At 45.5% G+C, this 17,428-nt stretch carries 16 protein-coding genes; all 16 read right to left on the bottom strand.

All coding sequences use genetic code 11. The features are described from left to right. Nucleotides 1–148: 148 nt before the first annotated feature. Nucleotides 149–1,405, bottom strand: coding sequence for a competence/damage-inducible protein A (locus EL84_RS17710; RefSeq protein WP_047842513.1), 1,257 nt, complete (start codon nucleotides 1,403–1,405; stop codon nucleotides 149–151). A 107-nt stretch (nucleotides 1,406–1,512) separates the two neighbouring features. Next, nucleotides 1,513–2,100, bottom strand: coding sequence for a CDP-diacylglycerol--glycerol-3-phosphate 3-phosphatidyltransferase (gene pgsA, locus EL84_RS17705; RefSeq protein ID WP_017689114.1), 588 nt, complete (start codon nucleotides 2,098–2,100; stop codon nucleotides 1,513–1,515). Nucleotides 2,101–2,419: 319 nt separating this feature from the next. Continuing rightward, entirely contained in the window at nucleotides 2,420–2,911 is a 492-nt protein-coding gene (locus EL84_RS17700) for a YajQ family cyclic di-GMP-binding protein (protein WP_047842512.1), read from the bottom strand. 155 nt (nucleotides 2,912–3,066) lie between these two features. Continuing rightward, nucleotides 3,067–3,231 (bottom strand): hypothetical protein, encoded by a 165-nt coding sequence (locus tag EL84_RS32295; RefSeq protein WP_167350848.1) that lies wholly within the window; start codon nucleotides 3,229–3,231, stop codon nucleotides 3,067–3,069. A 73-nt stretch (nucleotides 3,232–3,304) separates the two neighbouring features. Beyond that, complete coding sequence (locus EL84_RS17695) at nucleotides 3,305–4,351, bottom strand: helix-turn-helix domain-containing protein (protein WP_047842511.1); 1,047 nt, start codon at nucleotides 4,349–4,351, stop codon at nucleotides 3,305–3,307. Nucleotides 4,352–4,417: 66 nt separating this feature from the next. Continuing rightward, a complete protein-coding gene (locus EL84_RS17690) occupies nucleotides 4,418–5,185 on the bottom strand; it encodes a DUF3388 domain-containing protein (RefSeq protein ID WP_047842510.1) in 768 nt (255 codons plus the stop codon). Nucleotides 5,186–5,382: 197 nt separating this feature from the next. Further along, the gene (locus tag EL84_RS17685) at nucleotides 5,383–5,646 is read right to left on the bottom strand and encodes a DUF3243 domain-containing protein (RefSeq protein WP_017689119.1); all 264 of its coding nucleotides are present in this window, start codon (nucleotides 5,644–5,646) and stop codon (nucleotides 5,383–5,385) included. A gap of 164 nt (nucleotides 5,647–5,810) precedes the next feature. Beyond that, entirely contained in the window at nucleotides 5,811–6,581 is a 771-nt protein-coding gene (gene ymfI / locus EL84_RS17680; RefSeq protein ID WP_047842509.1) for an elongation factor P 5-aminopentanone reductase, read from the bottom strand. Nucleotide 6,582: 1 nt separating this feature from the next. Then, entirely contained in the window at nucleotides 6,583–7,863 is a 1,281-nt protein-coding gene (gene yfmH, locus EL84_RS17675; RefSeq protein WP_047842508.1) for an EF-P 5-aminopentanol modification-associated protein YfmH, read from the bottom strand. Nucleotides 7,864–7,867: 4 nt separating this feature from the next. Further along, nucleotides 7,868–9,148, bottom strand: a complete 1,281-nt coding sequence (gene yfmF / locus EL84_RS17670; protein ID WP_047842507.1) for an EF-P 5-aminopentanol modification-associated protein YfmF — start codon at nucleotides 9,146–9,148, stop codon at nucleotides 7,868–7,870. Nucleotides 9,149–9,275: 127 nt separating this feature from the next. After that, complete coding sequence (gene sleB, locus EL84_RS17665) at nucleotides 9,276–10,103, bottom strand: spore cortex-lytic enzyme (RefSeq protein ID WP_047842506.1); 828 nt, start codon at nucleotides 10,101–10,103, stop codon at nucleotides 9,276–9,278. A 198-nt stretch (nucleotides 10,104–10,301) separates the two neighbouring features. Beyond that, complete coding sequence (locus tag EL84_RS17660; protein ID WP_047842505.1) at nucleotides 10,302–13,040, bottom strand: FtsK/SpoIIIE family DNA translocase; 2,739 nt, start codon at nucleotides 13,038–13,040, stop codon at nucleotides 10,302–10,304. A gap of 90 nt (nucleotides 13,041–13,130) precedes the next feature. Further along, the gene (locus EL84_RS17655; RefSeq protein WP_036670404.1) at nucleotides 13,131–13,361 is read right to left on the bottom strand and encodes a YlzJ-like family protein; all 231 of its coding nucleotides are present in this window, start codon (nucleotides 13,359–13,361) and stop codon (nucleotides 13,131–13,133) included. Further along, nucleotides 13,358–14,119: a ClpP family protease gene (locus EL84_RS17650; protein ID WP_036609439.1), complete on the bottom strand. Its 762-nt coding sequence runs from the start codon at nucleotides 14,117–14,119 to the stop codon at nucleotides 13,358–13,360. Before EL84_RS17650 ends, EL84_RS17655 begins: the two co-directional genes overlap by 4 nt. Nucleotides 14,120–14,351: 232 nt before the next feature. Beyond that, on the bottom strand, nucleotides 14,352–16,031 hold the full coding sequence (locus EL84_RS17645; RefSeq protein WP_036609284.1) for a ribonuclease J: 1,680 nt from the start codon (nucleotides 16,029–16,031) through the stop codon (nucleotides 14,352–14,354). Nucleotides 16,032–16,506: 475 nt separating this feature from the next. After that, nucleotides 16,507–17,385: a 4-hydroxy-tetrahydrodipicolinate synthase gene (dapA, locus tag EL84_RS17640; protein ID WP_036670403.1), complete on the bottom strand. Its 879-nt coding sequence runs from the start codon at nucleotides 17,383–17,385 to the stop codon at nucleotides 16,507–16,509. Between the last annotated feature and the right edge of the window lie 43 nt (nucleotides 17,386–17,428).

Genomic DNA, 17,428 nt, shown 5'->3' with positions numbered 1-17,428 from the left:
AGGCCGAGGCGCCTCTTCCTCAAGGAAACTTTCCATTAAACAGAAAAAAGAACCGTAAACAAGGCTGTAAAGCCTAATTCTACGGTTCTTCCGTCTTCCTTAATTATACTTGCTTGGAACTGTAAATGCAATCGAAGCTATTAACTAATCAATCCATCGCCACAAGTTTTTGCCATAAGCGATAGAGAATCGCTTTGGCTGAACGAATGCGAACCGTCTCGCGATTACCATTAATACGCAGCTCATGAATTTCCGTCTCTTTTCCACGTTCAGCAAGAGCGATGAAGACAAGTCCCGGTGGTTTGCGTTCCGAATATCCCGGTCCAGCTACACCGGTAACAGCCAAGCCAAAATCAGCATCACCAATCATGCGGACCTGCTCAGCAAGCACTTTTGCAACCTCAGGACTTACCGCCCCAGGCGCATCTTCACCTTCCAGATAATCATGAGGCACATTCAGCAGCTTTTCTTTAATTTCATTGGAGTAACAAACAATTCCACCTTTGAGCATTGATGCGCTTCCGGGTACAGAGGTCAGACTTTGCATGACAAGCCCTCCTGTACAGCTCTCAGCAGCGCTGAGCGTCAGCCCCATGTCAGACATCATGGTTACAATCGTGTACTCTATAGGCACATCCTCGTTCGCGTAGAGATGTTCTGTCAAACGCTCCCGAATCTGAACCTCCATCGCATCCAGCTTCAGCTTCGCCTCTCCCTCACTCGCAGCCTTTGTGGAGACACGTACCGTAACTTCGCCTTCGCTCGCGTAAGGAGCAATCGTAGGGTCTGTCTGCGCGTCAATCAGATCCAGAAGTCGATCTTCAAGAGCAGATTCACCAATACCTGCGAATTTGAGCATTCGGGAATAGATCGGCATCTCTTCTGTGAGTACATGCTGGAACAGCCAAGGTTTGACTTCCTGTTCAAACATTGGAATCAACTCTTTAGGTGGTCCAGGCATCACAACATAATATTTGTCATTGTCAGAAATCGCATTTCCTGCCGCAAGGCCCGTTTCATTGGCCAGAGGTGTTCCGCCATCAATAACGATCGCCTGACGTCGGTTATTCTCTGTCATATCCACATTACGATCTCTGAAAAAGCTCTCAATTTTGTCCATTGCCATTCGATCTGTATGCAGTTTCCGGTTAAGAACAGCTGCGAGCGCATCCTTGGTCAGATCATCTTGGGTAGGTCCGATGCCACCGGAAAATAAAATAACGTCTGCACGGCTCTGCGCAATGCGAATAGCTTCACTAAGTCGGTTCAGGTTATCCCCAACCACCGTTTGGAAATATACATCGATCCCCATCGCAGCCAATTCACGGGATAGGTATCTGGCATTGGTATTGACGATTTGTCCAAGCAGTAGCTCTGTGCCAACTGCAATGATTTCTGCCTTCATTGAGCATCCTCCTGTACACGTGGTGAGTGATCAAAGGGCAATAGGATAATTTCCTATTGCCCCTGACCCAATGCTTCCTTCATGATTACCCATTTAAGAACAAACCATTATGCTTTTGTTAAATGAAGCAGGTTTTTGTTTTTGATAAAGTAATCGATACCCGACCAGATGGTAATAAGCGCTGCTGCCCATACCGCGATAATATCGACGTGAATACCCGTGTATGAAAACGGGAAATTGTTCAACAGCAACAGCACAATCGCCACAATCTGCACTACAGTCTTCAGCTTGCCCCAAGCACTGGCGGCAACAACCGAACCATCCAGCAATGCAATTTGACGCAAGCCGGTAACTGCAAATTCACGACTAATAATCACAACTGCAATCCAGGAATCCAGCTTGCCCATCTCCACAAGCGAGATCAAAACTGCAGTAACCAGCAGCTTGTCTGCGAGTGGATCGAGCAGTTTCCCCAGATTGGTAACCATGTTATTTTTCCGCGCAAGGTATCCGTCAATTCCATCTGTGCTTGCGGCGATGATAAAAATAACAGCAGCAATCAGTTGATTATACGGAAGCGACAAGCTTCCAAGCTGCAACGGCTCTGGATAAAATGGAAAATCCACGAGCAGGAACACCATCAAAAAAGGGATTAAGCAAATTCGTGCAAGCGTAATCCGGTTGGGTAAATTCACAAGACGCCCTCCCTCATATCCTCCATTACTCCAAACAATCATCATAATCCCGTTATCATCATCCGGAACATGAAATGTACAATTTCAATGTCAATCCATATTAACATGATCCCACTATGTAGAAACGCAAAAAATAAAGTCAACCGCTCAAAAGCAAAACGCTTTAAACGTTCCGGTGACTTCCAGAAGATGTACTGCTTTTCACAAAGTCAGCAAACGATGAGGACTGGACTTGATGCTTGACTGCCAGCAATGCACACTTAGTATAATATACGCCCAATACCGTGTCAAAAAACACTTTTGCTACAAAAAGGCCTTATTACTTGAAATTTGTATATTGCAAATCCAGAGGCAGGTTAGCACCATTTAGCAACTGCATGACAGCTTGCAAATCATTTTTACTCTTACCAGTTACCCGAAGTTGATCTCCCTGAATCTGACTCTTCACCTTCATCTTGGAATCCCGAATCAGGATATTGATTTTCTTGGCGATGTCCTGATCAATCCCCTGTTTAAAATTCAAACGCTGGCGGACTGTACCAGAAGACGCTGGCTCTACCTTTGCGTAATCAATGTTTTTCAATGGTAGACCACGCTTCGCCATTTTGGATTGAAGCACGTCAATGACAGCCTTGAGTTTGGTCTCATCATCAGATACGATCGTTAACGCATCCTTATCCAGTTTCAGGCTGCTCTTGCTGCCCTTGAAGTCATAACGAGCGCCAATTTCTTTCTCGGTTTGTGTAACGGCATTTGTCAGTTCTTGCAAGTCCATTTTGGACACGATATCAAATGAATTTTCTGAGCTCAAACCAGTCACCCTTTCAGTTAATCGTATGTTCTGTAACATTATAGAGGATACCTTAAGCAAAAGTCTAATTTCAAGCTGTTTTACACAAAGAAAAAAGCATTTTTGGCTTCCACTTCAAGTGGTTGCCAAAAATGCTTGCTGTTCCAGCTTCCAACCTAATAGCGGCTGCGGTTGGGCTGTCTGAACATATCGAGCACACCCAAAAGTACATGTGCAAGTCCAAAACCCAATATTCCGTAACCCCAAGCACTTGGAGTCAGGTAATAACCCAGGAGGCTGACAATGATCCCTAAACCTGTTACGATCCAGCTGACTGTCACAGCCATCCACCTCACTTCACCAAAAGTTAACTGCAAGTTAAGACACGATTATTGTCTCCTGCAGTTGACCCGGTTATTCGCTACCCGTGGTACCTCCTGTACCGTCCGTTGATCCATTTTCGACACCTGTGGAAGTAGTACTACTACTGTCTTCACCAAGCTTCAAACGAATCCGATTGGTCGCCTTGCCATCCGTTACAACTTGCCCGCCAACTTCAATCGTGGTCGCTGCAGCGTAACCAGACTTAATATACATGCCTACACTATCCAACTCAAAGGTATAGCTGTCACCTTCGGCTGTGTTACCATACTCCAACTTCTCTCCACTGGAGTTTTCGCCTTTATACACTTCCAGCCAGCTATTACCTGTTGCTTTGATCGTAACCGTTACAGGTTGCCCTGCACTACCGTTAACTTTAAAGTTCGTAATATTCCCTGATTTCCCATCTTCTGCCACAGTCACATTAGACGGTGAATTGTCAGTTGGTTTTTCCTCAGTTTCATCCGTCTGTCCATCCGTTTGGCCATCAGTTTGACCGTCCGTCTGTCCTTCAGTGTCTGTACCGCCACCATTACCCCCAGCGTCGCCCTCACCAGTCCCGTCAGTACCTGAATCTGTCGCAGGCGGATTAGATGCCTGTCCGTTGTCGGCAGGTGGATCCGGTTTATCCTCAGGCTGTTGTTGACTGTCTGTAATTTTGACTGAATCAAGCCCCGGATTATCTGATTCATCACCATTGTTATACACCACGTATACATACAACAGTACTACGATCAAAACAGGGAATGTCCACATCAACGCGACAGACATCCACCGATTACTACGCTCAACCGGACGGCTGGAACGCTTCTGAATAACCGGTTCCATCGTTGCTTCCGTCTCTTCTGCGGGTACGTCTTTTTTGTGTCCCTCCAGCAGCTCATCAGGGTTCAGTCCCACGGTCTCCGCATAGGTTTTGATGAAAGCACGCACATAGAAGCTACCCGGCAGCACTTTGTAGTCTCCTGCTTCTATGGCCTCCAGATACCTCTTGCGAATTTTTGTCATTTCCTGTACATCGTCAAGACTCATCCCTTTTTGCAGCCGGGCCTCCCTTAACTGCTGACCCAGTTCAGACATGCCATCTCCTCCTTATGTTTATCTCTTGAGTTGTTGCTAATCTATTTCATGATTCCGTACGGTTCCTTACAATTCGTCGGTGTAGCTAGCCGTAAACGTATCATAAATAATTTCTTCATTCGGATTGTTGCGAAGTTCAATAATAATATCAAAATCATTAAAATCATATTCGGATTCCTGCACAAAAATATCCGGATGTTCAATAACTTTGGTGCTAGGCATGGACATAATATCCTGCAACAAATTGTAATGCCGCTCACTGGAACGAATCGTGCTTACAATTCCGTCAATGATGAAGACATTGTTCGGGTTCAATTCGTCTTCGGACATTTGACTCCTTATCGTCTGACGAAGAAGTGTGGAGGAAACAAACGTCCATCGCTTCATTGCACATACGCTGCCCGCAATAATTGACTCCGTTTTGCCGACACGAGGCATTCCGCGCAAACCGATGACCTGATTGCCTTCCCTCTTAAATACTTCACCCAAAAAGTCCACAAGTAACCCAAGTTCATCTCGTGTAAAACGAAATGTCTTGCGATCATCCGAGTCACGGTCAATGTATCTGCCATGACGCACGGCCAGAATATCCACCAATTTAGGTTGCCGCAAAGCCGATACGGTGATGCTGTTTACTTTGCCAAGCATTTCACCAAGCAAACGGATTTTTTCATCATCATCCGATTCAAGCAGCATGCCTCGAGTTTTGCCTTCAACACCGTTAATGGTCAATATATTCACTTCAAGCATCCCCAGCATAGAGGCAATATCGCCTAACAAACCGGGTCTGTTCTTATGTATTTTATATTCCATATACCATTGTTTAGATTCCATTTCAACACCCCGTAATGCATTATTCCACATTATTCGACAGCAACAGAACGTGTCCACTGGACAACAATCTGAGACATCTTCTACAAATGGGTCACGTTAATGATATATAAAATGAAAATGAATTACAAGAACAGCTCTGTAATCCGTTTGTAATCATTAGAGAAAAGCCCCCTTGCGGGAGCTCTTCATCTGTAATCTTATGCGTTTTGTTTGGCCAATTTGACCATCAGGCACGCAATCGTACGACGCTCATCTGCATCGCCGACATCCCATAACTCTTTCAATGCCCGGTTGGAATGGTTCGCCGGATCGACTTTCTCATCAAGGAAGTCGCCGATTTCATACGCAAGTTTGTTGATGGTTTCTTCACTCATCCCCATCTTCTCTGCTTGCAGTACGCGGTCACCCAGGAACTTCTTCCATGTGTCAAAACTGGAGAGCACTGTTTTTTCTGTTGACATGATAAATCCTCCTTAGATGACGCATGAGATTTAAAATCAACAGTTGTAATATGTGCTTTCGAGACATTTTATATACGAGCATTTTGAAAATAATCCGGAAGACGGTCGCTTCTCAAGCAACCTTCACCTGTTTCGTTCACAGCCAGACAAGTTTTCTTGCTTTTTTACGTTAACCAACCGCCATTTGGACTGATGATCTGCCCATTGATATAACCCGATTCAGGGAGGGCCAGAAAATAAACCAGTGATGAGATTTCATCAGGTTGAGCAAGTCTTCCTGCCGGAATTTCCTCTTCCAGCATCCTCAGTTCACTCTGATCCAGATGGTTCAGCATGGATGTCTGAACGGCGCCAGGAGCAACGGCATTTACGGTTACTCCGGAAGGTGCGAGTTCTTTCGCAAGCGCTTTGGTGAATGCATTCACCCCACCCTTGGTTGTGGAATACAGCACCTCACAAGAAGCACCAGACAGTCCCCAGATTGACGATACATTAATGATTCGGCCATACCTTTGGGAGATCATGTGAGGCATCATTTCCTGTGTACACATAAACGTGCCTTTAAGGTTAATCGCCATCACTTCATCCCAGATCTCCTCTGTAACATCAGCCAACATCCCATAGTGCGAGATTCCTGCATTGTTCACAAGAATATCAGGCATGAGATTATGCGACTCGAGCTTCTCACGCATGCGCTCAATCTGATCCCGGCTGCGAAGATCCGCAGACACGGTCATGATTTTTCCACTGCCCTGTTCCATGCACCGTCTGGCGGCTTCATTCGCTGCTTCATGCGATTTCATATAGTGTATAACAACATTCATTCCCACTCTGGCGAAGCGTTCTGCGATAGCCGCTCCGATACCACCGCTTGCGCCAGTTACCAGTACAGTCATTTCCCCGATTGCCTTCAATTGTCCTGTTCCCCTCTCCATATCAAGGACTCACGACTAGCGATACAGCCAGTTGATCCCAGCGAATATGCTCTCTCAGTCTGAGATTTACATCTTCCAGTGTAATCGATTCATAGAGCGGGAGCATATTGAAAAAATCACCGCCACGGAATTGCTGACGTGTAAATTCATGCGCAATGTTCTCCGGAGAATTGAGCATACGCAAATATCCGCCTATTTTCTTTTTGCGTGCACGTTCAAAATCCGTGGATTCGAACCCTTTTTCTACAATGGCATCCACTTCTTCACGTATACGCGCAAGCAGTTGATCCGGGTCTTTTGTATCACCACCAATGGCTGAAAACGCATATTGCGGCGAACTGTTATACTCATGTCCAAAGCTGTCCGAGATCAGATCTTCATCATAGAGCTTCTGAAATAATCGTGTGCTTGAGCCAAACAAAAGGTCCATCATCAGCTGCGTTGTCATATCTCGCCGTAACAATTGTTCCCCAGTAAGTCCAACGTCCGTCTCCTTGAATCCAAACAGACATTTGGGCAGTGAAACAGCCAGTTTCGCTTCCCGTCTGGCTTCTCCTACCTGCTCAGGCTCCGGTTCGAAGAAACGTTGAATGCTCCCCTGTGGCTTATAATCCTTTTGCTCCTGGTTCGATCGAACCATATCAATGACTTCCTGTGGATCTACACCACCCACCACAAACAAGAGCATATTACTCGGGTGATAGAAGGTGTTATAACACTCATACAACATCTCTTTGGTAATCGTACGGATGGATTCCACGGTTCCTGCAATATCGATATGCACCGGATGTTTCTGATACATGGCTTCGATAAGCCCAAAATAAACACGCCAATCCGGATTATCAGCATACATGTCAATTTCCTGTCCGATAATGCCTTTTTCCTTTTCCACATTTTGATCCGTGAAGTAAGGATTTTGCACAAAGTTGACTAATGTTTGTATATTTTCATTCACATATTCGGTCGCTGAAAACAAATAAACCGTCTGATCAAAGCTCGTAAATGCATTAGCTGAGGCACCGTGAGACGCAAATGTTGCAAAAATATCGCCTGTTGGTTCTTCAAACATTTTATGCTCCAGGAAATGAGCAATCCCATCCGGAACCTTTACTTCTTCCTGTCTTTCAACCTGAAAATGATTATCCACCGATCCATACTTGGTTGCAAACGTAGCATACGTTTTCTGGAATCCCGGTTTAGGCAAAATATAGACATGCATTCCGTTATCCATTACTTCGTAATATAGTGTCTCCTGCAAATGCTCATACCGAATGCTCTCCACCGAATTATTCCTCCTTCTCATCCCGCAAGAAATAAATCGTATCCAGACGGAATTGTTCTGCCGCCTCACGTACATCTTCCTTGCTAATATGTTCTACCTGAGCCAACAGTTCTTCAGCCGTTCTTTCTTTGCCAGACAACTGTCGATTGAAGTCATAAGCGATCATCTCAAAAGCAGAATCCTGCATTTCCTTAAGCAGGTTGCGGATCATTGCTTTGGTCTGAGACATTTCCAGATCACTGATTGTACCGCTTTTCATTTCTTCCAACTGCTGCTTGATGATGGTGACAGCCTTCTCATAATTAGGGATTTCAATCCCGGATTGAATCGTTGCAATGCCTTTATGTCCGTCATATCTTGAAGAAGCGTAATACGCCAGGCTTTCTTTTTCACGAACATTGACAAACAGTTTGGAATGAGGATAACCACCGAGAATCCCGTTGTACATTAGTGCTGCGGCATACTGAGGATCTCCATAAGTGATAGATGTACGGAGTCCCATATTGAGTTTTCCCTGACTCACATTCAGTCGCTCAACAACGGTCTCCACTTCCTTATCTCCTCGAACCGCTGCCTGTGTCTTGTAATCAGAGGAGGACGTTCGATCTACATTGAAATGACGCTGAACAAGGTTCTCGACCTCCTCCAGTGTCGTATCCCCTACCACGTACAGATCCATACTCGCCTGCTGCAGCCACTCCTGATAAGACGCAGTCAGTGTGTCGGGCTCAATCCCAGACAGATCCTTTCGCTCACCCAATGGATGAAGACGGTACGGCTCATTCTTGCACATTTCCTCAATACTGCGTTCAGCGGCATAGCGCATTTTATCATTCACGATAGACTCCAGCTTTTTACGAACAGTCTCTCGCTCTGCTTGTACATAAGACGTCCTGAAATGTCCATTCTCCTGTGCAGGTCGGGTAAGAACCTCTCCTAAGAAGGCAAATGAACGATCCAGTAGCTGTTCATCCCCTCCAACAAAGGAATCATTAATGGTATCCATTCGGAACTGTACAATCTGGTAATCCCCGCGTTTATAAACGTCAAAACCAAAACCTGCTCCATACAGATGCTCCAGTTGTTCACGAAATTGCGTTGTTTCCGGATAGGACTCCGTGCCGCGTCGCAGAACAAAAGGTGTCAGCGCTACTTTGGTTACTGTATCTTCCCGTAAGGGAACTCCTGCATATAACGATATAGCAAACGTTTTAAAACGTTTAGTCGGAAGCACATGTATACGAAACTCTCTCTTACTACCTCGTTCGAATCCTGATGTATTCAAATGTTAAAACCCCTTTACGGCGTCATTTATCATGCAATCATATTAAGCTTAAACGTAACAACCATTTTAACCCATTCAAAAGGCAAGAAGCAACCGAAGTCACGCCTTCTGGTTGCTTCCAACATCATCACATACAAAAGATATGCTGTCCGATTGTTTTCACTTGTGGGCGGGTCCAGATCCATTTGGATGTTGCTGTCTTCGGGTTAAAATAATAGAGACATCCACCGGACGGATCCCATCCATTCAAGGCCTGCTCAACTGCCTTTTTGGCTTGTGCGTTTGGTTCCAGATAGATCTGTCCGTCCGCTACAGCCGTAAATGCACCTGGTTGAAAAATTACACCAGAAGGTGTACTTGGAAAGCTTGGTGAATTTACGCGATTCAGAATTACTGCTGCTACTGCGACTTGACCTTCAAACGGTTCACCCCGGGCTTCACCATATACAGCGTTAGCCATAATCTTGAGTTCATTCTCTGAGAGACCAAGGGCATTGGCAGATCCCATATTGTCTTGCTCTTTATCTGCCGTATTGTTGCTGCCTCCACCCCCACCTGAGGATTCCTTGTGTAGCGGCGGCTCTGTTGGCGACCATTTGGTTGACGCATTGTACAGCTTGAGCTTGGTCTCAGCTCCAACCACACCATCTGCCTTCATGCCAAACTCGGATTGAAACCATTTGACGGATTTCAGTGTGCTGCTGCCAAAATTACTGTCGATTTTACCATTGTAAAATCCCAGGTACTTCAGACGCCCCTGAAGCTCATATACATCCTGACCGTAACTTCCATATTTCACTGTATTGCTGCTAAACGTAGGCAAGGCCTTTTCTTCTACCTGCGGTGTACGCTCGGCTGAACTTTCAGTTGCTGTATTCCCAGGAAGCAAATAACGAATTCCCAATGCGGATATCAGCAAAATAGCAGTGAAAAGCCATAGGTTCATTTTTCGCATCGACTGTGCTCTACCTTTCTCTTGTGGGATTAACAGAATCGCTAAGGTTATTATGACAAGCCTGCTTGTTTCCTATGCACCAAAACATCCGATCTTTGGAGTAGATGGCAAAACTTCAGTCTGCTGAGCAAGCAAAAAGCCCTCAACCAATACGGTTGAGGGCTTAAACGATTCGTTGTAACCATTTTACATGTTAAACTACGAACTTATTTTATTCTGCTGATACTGTTCAAGTGAAACCAGTACTTCCCTTGGTTTGCTGCCCTCGTAAGGACCGATTACACCCCGGGTTTCCATGGAGTCAATCAAACGTGCGGCACGGGTGTATCCTACTCGCATTCGACGTTGTAGCAGAGAAACAGACGCTTGCTTGGCCTCCAGAATAATCTGTACTGCCTTTTCGTATAACTCGTCCTGTACTTCATCTTCAGCCTGGATAGAGTCGTCCACCTCAGGTACAAGGGACTCATCATACTGTGCTTCACCTTGACCACGTACATAATTAACAATATTTTCCACTTCTTCATCACTCATAAAAGCACCTTGTACACGAACCGGTTTCGATGCGCCCATTGGCATGAATAACATGTCTCCGCGACCCAACAGTTTCTCGGCCCCACCCATATCCAGAATCGTTCGAGAATCCACCTGTGAGGATACACCGAAGGCGATACGAGAAGGTATGTTGGCTTTGATTACGCCAGTAATAACATCCACAGAAGGCCGCTGTGTAGCAATAATCAGATGGATACCGGCTGCACGAGCCATCTGGGCAAGCCGCGCAATCGCATCTTCAACATCTCCGGCTGCAACCATCATGAGATCTGCAAGCTCATCCACAATGACAACAATATAAGGCAGAACAGCCGCAGGATTATCTTTCATCAGATTATTGTAACCTTCAACGTTACGAGTGCCTGATTTGGAGAACAGTTCATATCGTTTCTCCATCTCAACCACAATCTTTTTGAGAGCAAGTGACGCTCTCTTAGGATCAGTTACTACCGGTGCCAGCAAATGGGGAATCCCATTATATACGTTCAACTCAACCATCTTGGGATCGACCATCAGGAACTTCACTTCATCCGGCTTGGCTTTGTACAATATGCTGGTAATAATTCCGTTAATACACACCGACTTACCGGAACCTGTAGCACCCGCAACCAACAAATGGGGCATACGAGCCAAGTTACCAATAATCGTCTGTCCCGAGATATCTCGGCCAAATGCAATGGTCACTTTGGATTCTGCATCCTGGAACGTTGCTGTCTCCATTACTTCACGCATCGTTACAACCGATACTTCACCATTAGGTACTTCGATACCAATAGCAGACTTTCCGGGAATCGGCGCTTCCATCCGAATATCTTTTGCCGCCAGAGCCAACGCGATATCATCAGTTAGGCTGACAATTCTGCTGACCTTGACGCCAATGTCAGGTTGAATTTCATATCTTGTAACGGCAGGACCCCGAACCACTTCAAGTACTTTGGCACGAACACCGAAGCTTTCCAGTGTGGCTTCCAACTTACGTGCTGTTTGCATATAATCCTTCTGGTCACCCGCCTTGCCCCCATTGTTTGGCTTGGCAAGTAGACGGAATGATGGCAGCTTGTACGGCTTAGGAGGTGGCGGTGGTGGTTTCACCGGTGGTGTGTCCTGCCCTTCAGGAGTTGGAGTATCTGTTCCCTGCATTGCATCATTAGGTACTTCTTCTCCACTCTGAATCTCATCCACAGCATTCATCCCGTTTGTACCCGCATCGGATGCGGACCACTCCGTCTCTACCAGTTCATCCGTTATTTTAATGGCATGCTCGCCCTGTTGTACTACGTTTGGATCGGCCAGATTATCCGGGAAAGGATAAGCATCGTCCAGATCATCTTCAATGCTTGCCTCTTCTGTTCTGACGTGCTCGAAAAAGTCTCGAATGATCGGCGCTGAATTAGGTTTAGCCTGAACAGGAACACGTGATGAAGCTGATTTGTTAGTTACGTCTTCGGTTGCATCCAGCCACGCCTCTAGATTGTGATCTTGTTCGGCGCGGTACACAATCTGTTCTGTTTCTGCCGAATCGACCTCATCCATTTCACGTCCTGATGTCGCCTGTTCCCGTTTAGCTCCCCATTTTCCGAAAAGTTGGAAGAATATGGGCGAGTTTCGTTTTGGCAGATGCTGTTCCTCTAATTCATCCTCATACTCGTCTTCGTCATCTTCAACAGGAACAGGCACCACTTTACGAGCGTTACCTTTCTTCCTTCCATCAGATGCTGAAGCAGAACGTGCAGAGGGCCTCGACTCCAGCTTCTTGTACATCGAACTCCCGGCATCCCAAATCTTTGTTCGGAATATTCGTATCAAATCCACATAAGATAGACTCGTAATCAGCATAAAACTGATGATAAACATGACAATCATGATGAGTCTCGCCCCAAGGCTGCCGAACAGCCACAGGAAAAGAGCAAATTGCCCAGCTCCGAGATAACCACCGCTGATGTCCTTGTTAAGCATGGAGTCCCTCTCACCTGGCGCAGCAGGGGTTAGCAACTCGGTTTGCATATCATTATGTACCTGCGTAATCACAGCACCAGGCTCAAGCGCACCAACCGGAATGAGCTTCTGGTGCATTGCAGAGACAGTACTCATCAAGGTTAAGGCAAAGACCAGCAAAACAAGTCCTGTCTTGCGTGTGGTCCAACCACTCGGCCATTTCCGGTGAATCATCACCATGAGACCATAATAAATACCAACAAGTGGAATCGCAAAATAAAACTTACCAAGCATCAGTCCGAACATCTTGGAAAGCGAACGTCCAACGGTGGCTTCACCCGATAATGCTATGACAGCAAGGGTAATAAGCACAATCCCATAAATTTCATATTTTAAAACGCCACTAAAACCAGCGCCCTTTTTTTTCCTCTTTTTTCTTCTGGCCAAAATCAGGTCACCCCCAGAAGAATATTATACCATACAAATATAATCCGTACATATGTTCTTTTTCTGCTCAATTTGTCTGAATTCGTCGCGTTATGCTGATCCCAAGTTACCCGAAAGCGGAATGGTCGAACCGGGCATATTAGCAGGATTGAGATAGGCTTCAAGTGGACAATCCAGCAAACGTACGATAACGGCTTCATTGTCATTAACAGGTCTCACCTGCATCAATAAACCATTCATCTTGATCTCCTTTGTATCTTCGCCTTCTTTCCACATTCCCGACCAGAGTTGTTCCGGGGGCATCACTGTATATAATGTCATTGGGTATAACCTCCCGCTTGCAGAGTCTGTCTCTTGTCTCCTATGAGCTGATTTAACTGAGCAATAGCCTGTCCAATCCCGCCCACTGCATCCATTAATCCATGTTTCACTGCATCTGCGCTTCCTACAGCTGTACCAATATCCCGATTCAACTCACCAGTCTTAAACATCAGTTCTTTGAACATCTCTTCAGAGATATTCGAATGAGAAGTCACGAACCGAACAACCCTTTCCTGCATTTTCTCCATATACTCAAACGTTTGAGGTACACCAATGACAAGGCCGTTCATCCGAATCGGATGGATCGTCATCGTTGCACTTCCGGCAATCAGGGAATATGTTGAAGCTACAGCAATCGGTACTCCAATGCTATGCCCACCTCCAATGACCACAGTAACCGTAGGTTTGCTTAGAGAAGCAATCATCTCTGCAATGGCTAGACCCGCCTCTACATCTCCACCTACCGTGTTCAAAATGATAAGAATACCTTCAATACGCTGATTTTGTTCTGCGGCCACCAGCTGTGGAATGATATGCTCATACTTTGTTGTTTTATTTTGTGGCGGCAAAATCAAATGCCCTTCGACCTGTCCAATAATGGTCATACAGAAAATATTCGACTCACCTGCAGGCGACTGTGTCTGCCCAAATTGCTGAATAGTCTCTGTCACGGGAGAGATGGCCTTTTCCTCCTGAATCGGAATTTCCGGCGCTTCAACTTCCGGTTGATTGGATCTTGACGCCTGCTTGTCATTCATACGTTCATTCATTTCAATAATCCCCTTCTCCAGAAACATTTAATGTATTTCCTTAGTATGGGGATTTTTCCAACCGCCTTATACCCGCTGCATCAAATTGCTTCACATATTGACTTATCGCAGATCTTCCTGAAAACGCAAAAAAAGCCCCTTCTCTACGAGGAACCGTCCAATATTACTCGTAGAGAAGGGGCGACTGTGTGCCTGAATATATGTTTTTGTTTAGCCTATTTTAAACTTCCATAATGATTGGCAAAATCATCGGTCTACGACGAGTTTGCTCATACAGGAAGCGTCCCAGTGCATCTTTAACATTTGTTTTGAGTGAAGCCCACTCGTTAACGTTCTCACTCATCAACTTCTGCAATGTGCTGCTAACGATCCGGTTGGCCTCATCCAGTAGTCCTTCCGATTCACGTACATACACAAATCCGCGAGAGATGATGTCAGGACCGGAAACAATTTTTCCATCCTGTTTGCTCAGTGTTACCACAACAACAAGGATACCATCTTGTGACAACAATTTGCGGTCACGAAGTACAATGTTACCCACATCGCCTACACCCAAGCCGTCGATCAACACATTACCTGCAGTAACTTTACCTGCTCTACGTGCTGCTCCACCTTGAATTTCAATCACTTCACCGATATCCGTGATGAAAATGTTCTCAGGTTCTACCCCTACAGATTCAGCAAGAACCGCGTGGCGACGCTGCATACGGAATTCACCGTGAATCGGCAAGAAGAATTTCGGTTTCATCAGGTTGAGCATCAGTTTCAGCTCTTCCTGGCTACCGTGACCAGATACGTGGACGCCACTGTTAGCACCGCTGTAATGCACGTTAGCACCCAGACGGAACAGTTCATCAATAGTACGGCCTACATATTTCTCATTACCTGGAACCGGAGTTGCTGCGATAATGACAGTGTCACCTGGCAGGATGTCCACTTTACGGTGTGTGGAACGAGCCATACGTGTCAGTGCTGACATTGGCTCTCCTTGACTTCCTGTGCAGAGAATCACGACACGATCAGCTGCCATCTTGCCTACTTCTTCAGGCTCAATGATCATGCCATCCGGAATCTCAAGATAACCCAGTTCTGAAGCAATACCAACCACGTTCACCATGCTGCGTCCGATAACTGCAACTTTACGTCCAGTCACTTCTGCTGCATTGATCACCTGTTGGATACGGTGTACGTTGGAAGCAAATGTCGCTACAACAACACGTTGACTTGCTTTACGGAAGATATCTTCCAGAACAATACCCACATTTTTCTCCGATGGTGTGAATCCAGGTTTCTCAGCGTTCGTACTGTCGGACAACAGCGCTAACACGCCATTTGTTCCGATCTGTGCCATACGCTGAAGATCTGCATATTGACCATTGACTGGAGTATGGTCGAATTTGAAGTCACCTGTGTGAACAACTGCACCTTCCGGTGTTTCGACACATACACCAACAGAATCCGGAATACTATGGTTAGTAGCGAAGAACGATGCTTTCAGAACAGATCCAAGTTGGATCTCGGAATCAGCATCAATCAGAATACGTTTTGTATCACCCAGCAAATTCGCTTCTTTCAACTTGTTTTCTACAAGTCCAAGCGTAAGCCTTGTTCCGTATACAGGAACATTCAGATGTTTGAGAACATATGGCAGACCACCAATGTGATCCTCATGTCCGTGAGTAAGAATGATTCCTCTTACTTTGTCACGGTTCTCAGTCAGGTAAGAAATGTCAGGGATGACAATATCAATACCAAGCATATCTTCTTCCGGGAATTTAAGACCAGCATCTACGACTACAATGTCGTTGGCGTATTGGATGACGTACATGTTTTTACCAATCTCGCCTACGCCGCCCAAAGCAAAAATCATCAGTTTATCGTTATTATTTTTCTTAGACAAATGAATCTAAACCTCCTATGGTAGTTGGACGTCGTACCTTATTATTTATTGTAAGTTAAGAAAAGTAGTCCATACATCACATACCCACCTATCGGGATGAATGCAAAAGAACACCTTTATTCACGATATTTGGAAGAAGTTCTTCGAAGTTATTCCCTTTAACCAACAAGTTGGAGTTGAAATTCCCTCTTAGCCGTTCCTTCCTTTTTCACCGCAAAGCTACACCACCAAACGATGTCGCTTTCAATTTCAAAAAAATACCGCACCCAGTCACTTGACATCATTATACATGATTAAAAACAAAAAAAACAAGTCACTCTCTCGTTAACCTGTAGGTTTCCCCTTAGCAGTGGAAAAGAAACCTCACATTACTCGTAAAAAAAAGAACCGCAGCCTCTACGAAGAGGAGCGGTTCTTTTGCTGATCTGAAGGATATTCCATGATTAATAAAATAGTCCATATACAACCAAAATGATTACAAATTAAGCAAACCTTTGATATAAACCTGCTCCTCTTCCGTTGGCGGAATAAGGGGCAACCGTACGGAACCAACGTCTAGACCACGCAATGTCAGCGCATATTTCACCGCTACGGGGTTTGGTAGAGGCTGTGGACACTCAAACAGGCCTTTGAATACCGGGAACAACTGCTGATGAATCTGAGCAGCCTGAAGAGGTGCTCCGCCATAGAAGGCGTCAATCATTTTCTTCATTTCTGCCCCTACGACATGACTGGCCACGCTGACAATTCCATGTGCTCCAACCGCAATCGCTGGTAAGCCTGAAGCATCATCACCGGAATAAACTCTAAAATTTTCTGGAGCACTTGCTGCAATCAGCGTAACCTGCTCCATAGACGCACATTCCTTCGTAGCGACGATGTTAGGAATCTGTGCAAGACGAAGCGTTGTCTCTGCTGACAGGCTGGTTACTGTACGTCCAGGCACGTTGTAGAGCATAATTGGCAGCTTGGTGGAGCCTGCAATCGCTTCAAAATGTTTAAACAAACCTTCTTGGCTAGGTTTGTTGTAATACGGAACAACCAACAAAATGCCATCCACTCCGGCACGTTCAGCTTCCTGTGTCAAATGGATGGAATGTGCCGTGTTATTGCTTCCCGTTCCGGCTATAATTTTGCACCGACCGGCCGCATGTTTCACTGCAAATTCGAATAATTGAACTTTCTCAGTATCACTAAGTGTTGGAGACTCCCCTGTTGTTCCAGAAACCACAAGCGTCTCCGACTTTTGATCTACAATCAGATAGTCGATTAGACGTGCCGTTTCCTCCCAATGAATCTCTCCTTGTTCATTGAACGGAGTGACCATTGCTGTAATCAATCTTCCAAAGTCCAATTCGATTCCTCCTTCAAAACAGGTTTGGCTCCTCTAACTTCAG

Source organism: Paenibacillus sp. VT-400, assembly GCF_001029205.1.
Lineage (GTDB): Bacteria > Bacillota > Bacilli > Paenibacillales > Paenibacillaceae > Paenibacillus > Paenibacillus amylolyticus.
This window is presented reverse-complemented; position numbering and strand designations above follow the sequence as displayed.

Excerpts from the sequence above, each read along its gene's own strand:
- EL84_RS17685 (WP_017689119.1), bottom strand. The coding sequence starts at position 5,646 with ATGTCAACAGAAAAAACAGTGCTCTCCAGTTTTGACACATGGAAGAAG.
- EL84_RS17690 (WP_047842510.1), bottom strand. The coding sequence starts at position 5,185 with ATGGAATCTAAACAATGGTATATGGAATATAAAATACATAAGAACAGA.
- sleB (WP_047842506.1), bottom strand. The coding sequence starts at position 10,103 with ATGCGAAAAATGAACCTATGGCTTTTCACTGCTATTTTGCTGATATCC.
- EL84_RS17655 (WP_036670404.1), bottom strand. The coding sequence starts at position 13,361 with ATGACATTATATACAGTGATGCCCCCGGAACAACTCTGGTCGGGAATG.
- ymfI (WP_047842509.1), bottom strand. The coding sequence starts at position 6,581 with ATGGAGAGGGGAACAGGACAATTGAAGGCAATCGGGGAAATGACTGTA.
- EL84_RS17650 (WP_036609439.1), bottom strand. The coding sequence starts at position 14,119 with ATGAATGACAAGCAGGCGTCAAGATCCAATCAACCGGAAGTTGAAGCG.
- EL84_RS17695 (WP_047842511.1), bottom strand. The coding sequence starts at position 4,351 with ATGTCTGAACTGGGTCAGCAGTTAAGGGAGGCCCGGCTGCAAAAAGGG.
- EL84_RS17710 (WP_047842513.1), bottom strand. The coding sequence starts at position 1,405 with ATGAAGGCAGAAATCATTGCAGTTGGCACAGAGCTACTGCTTGGACAA.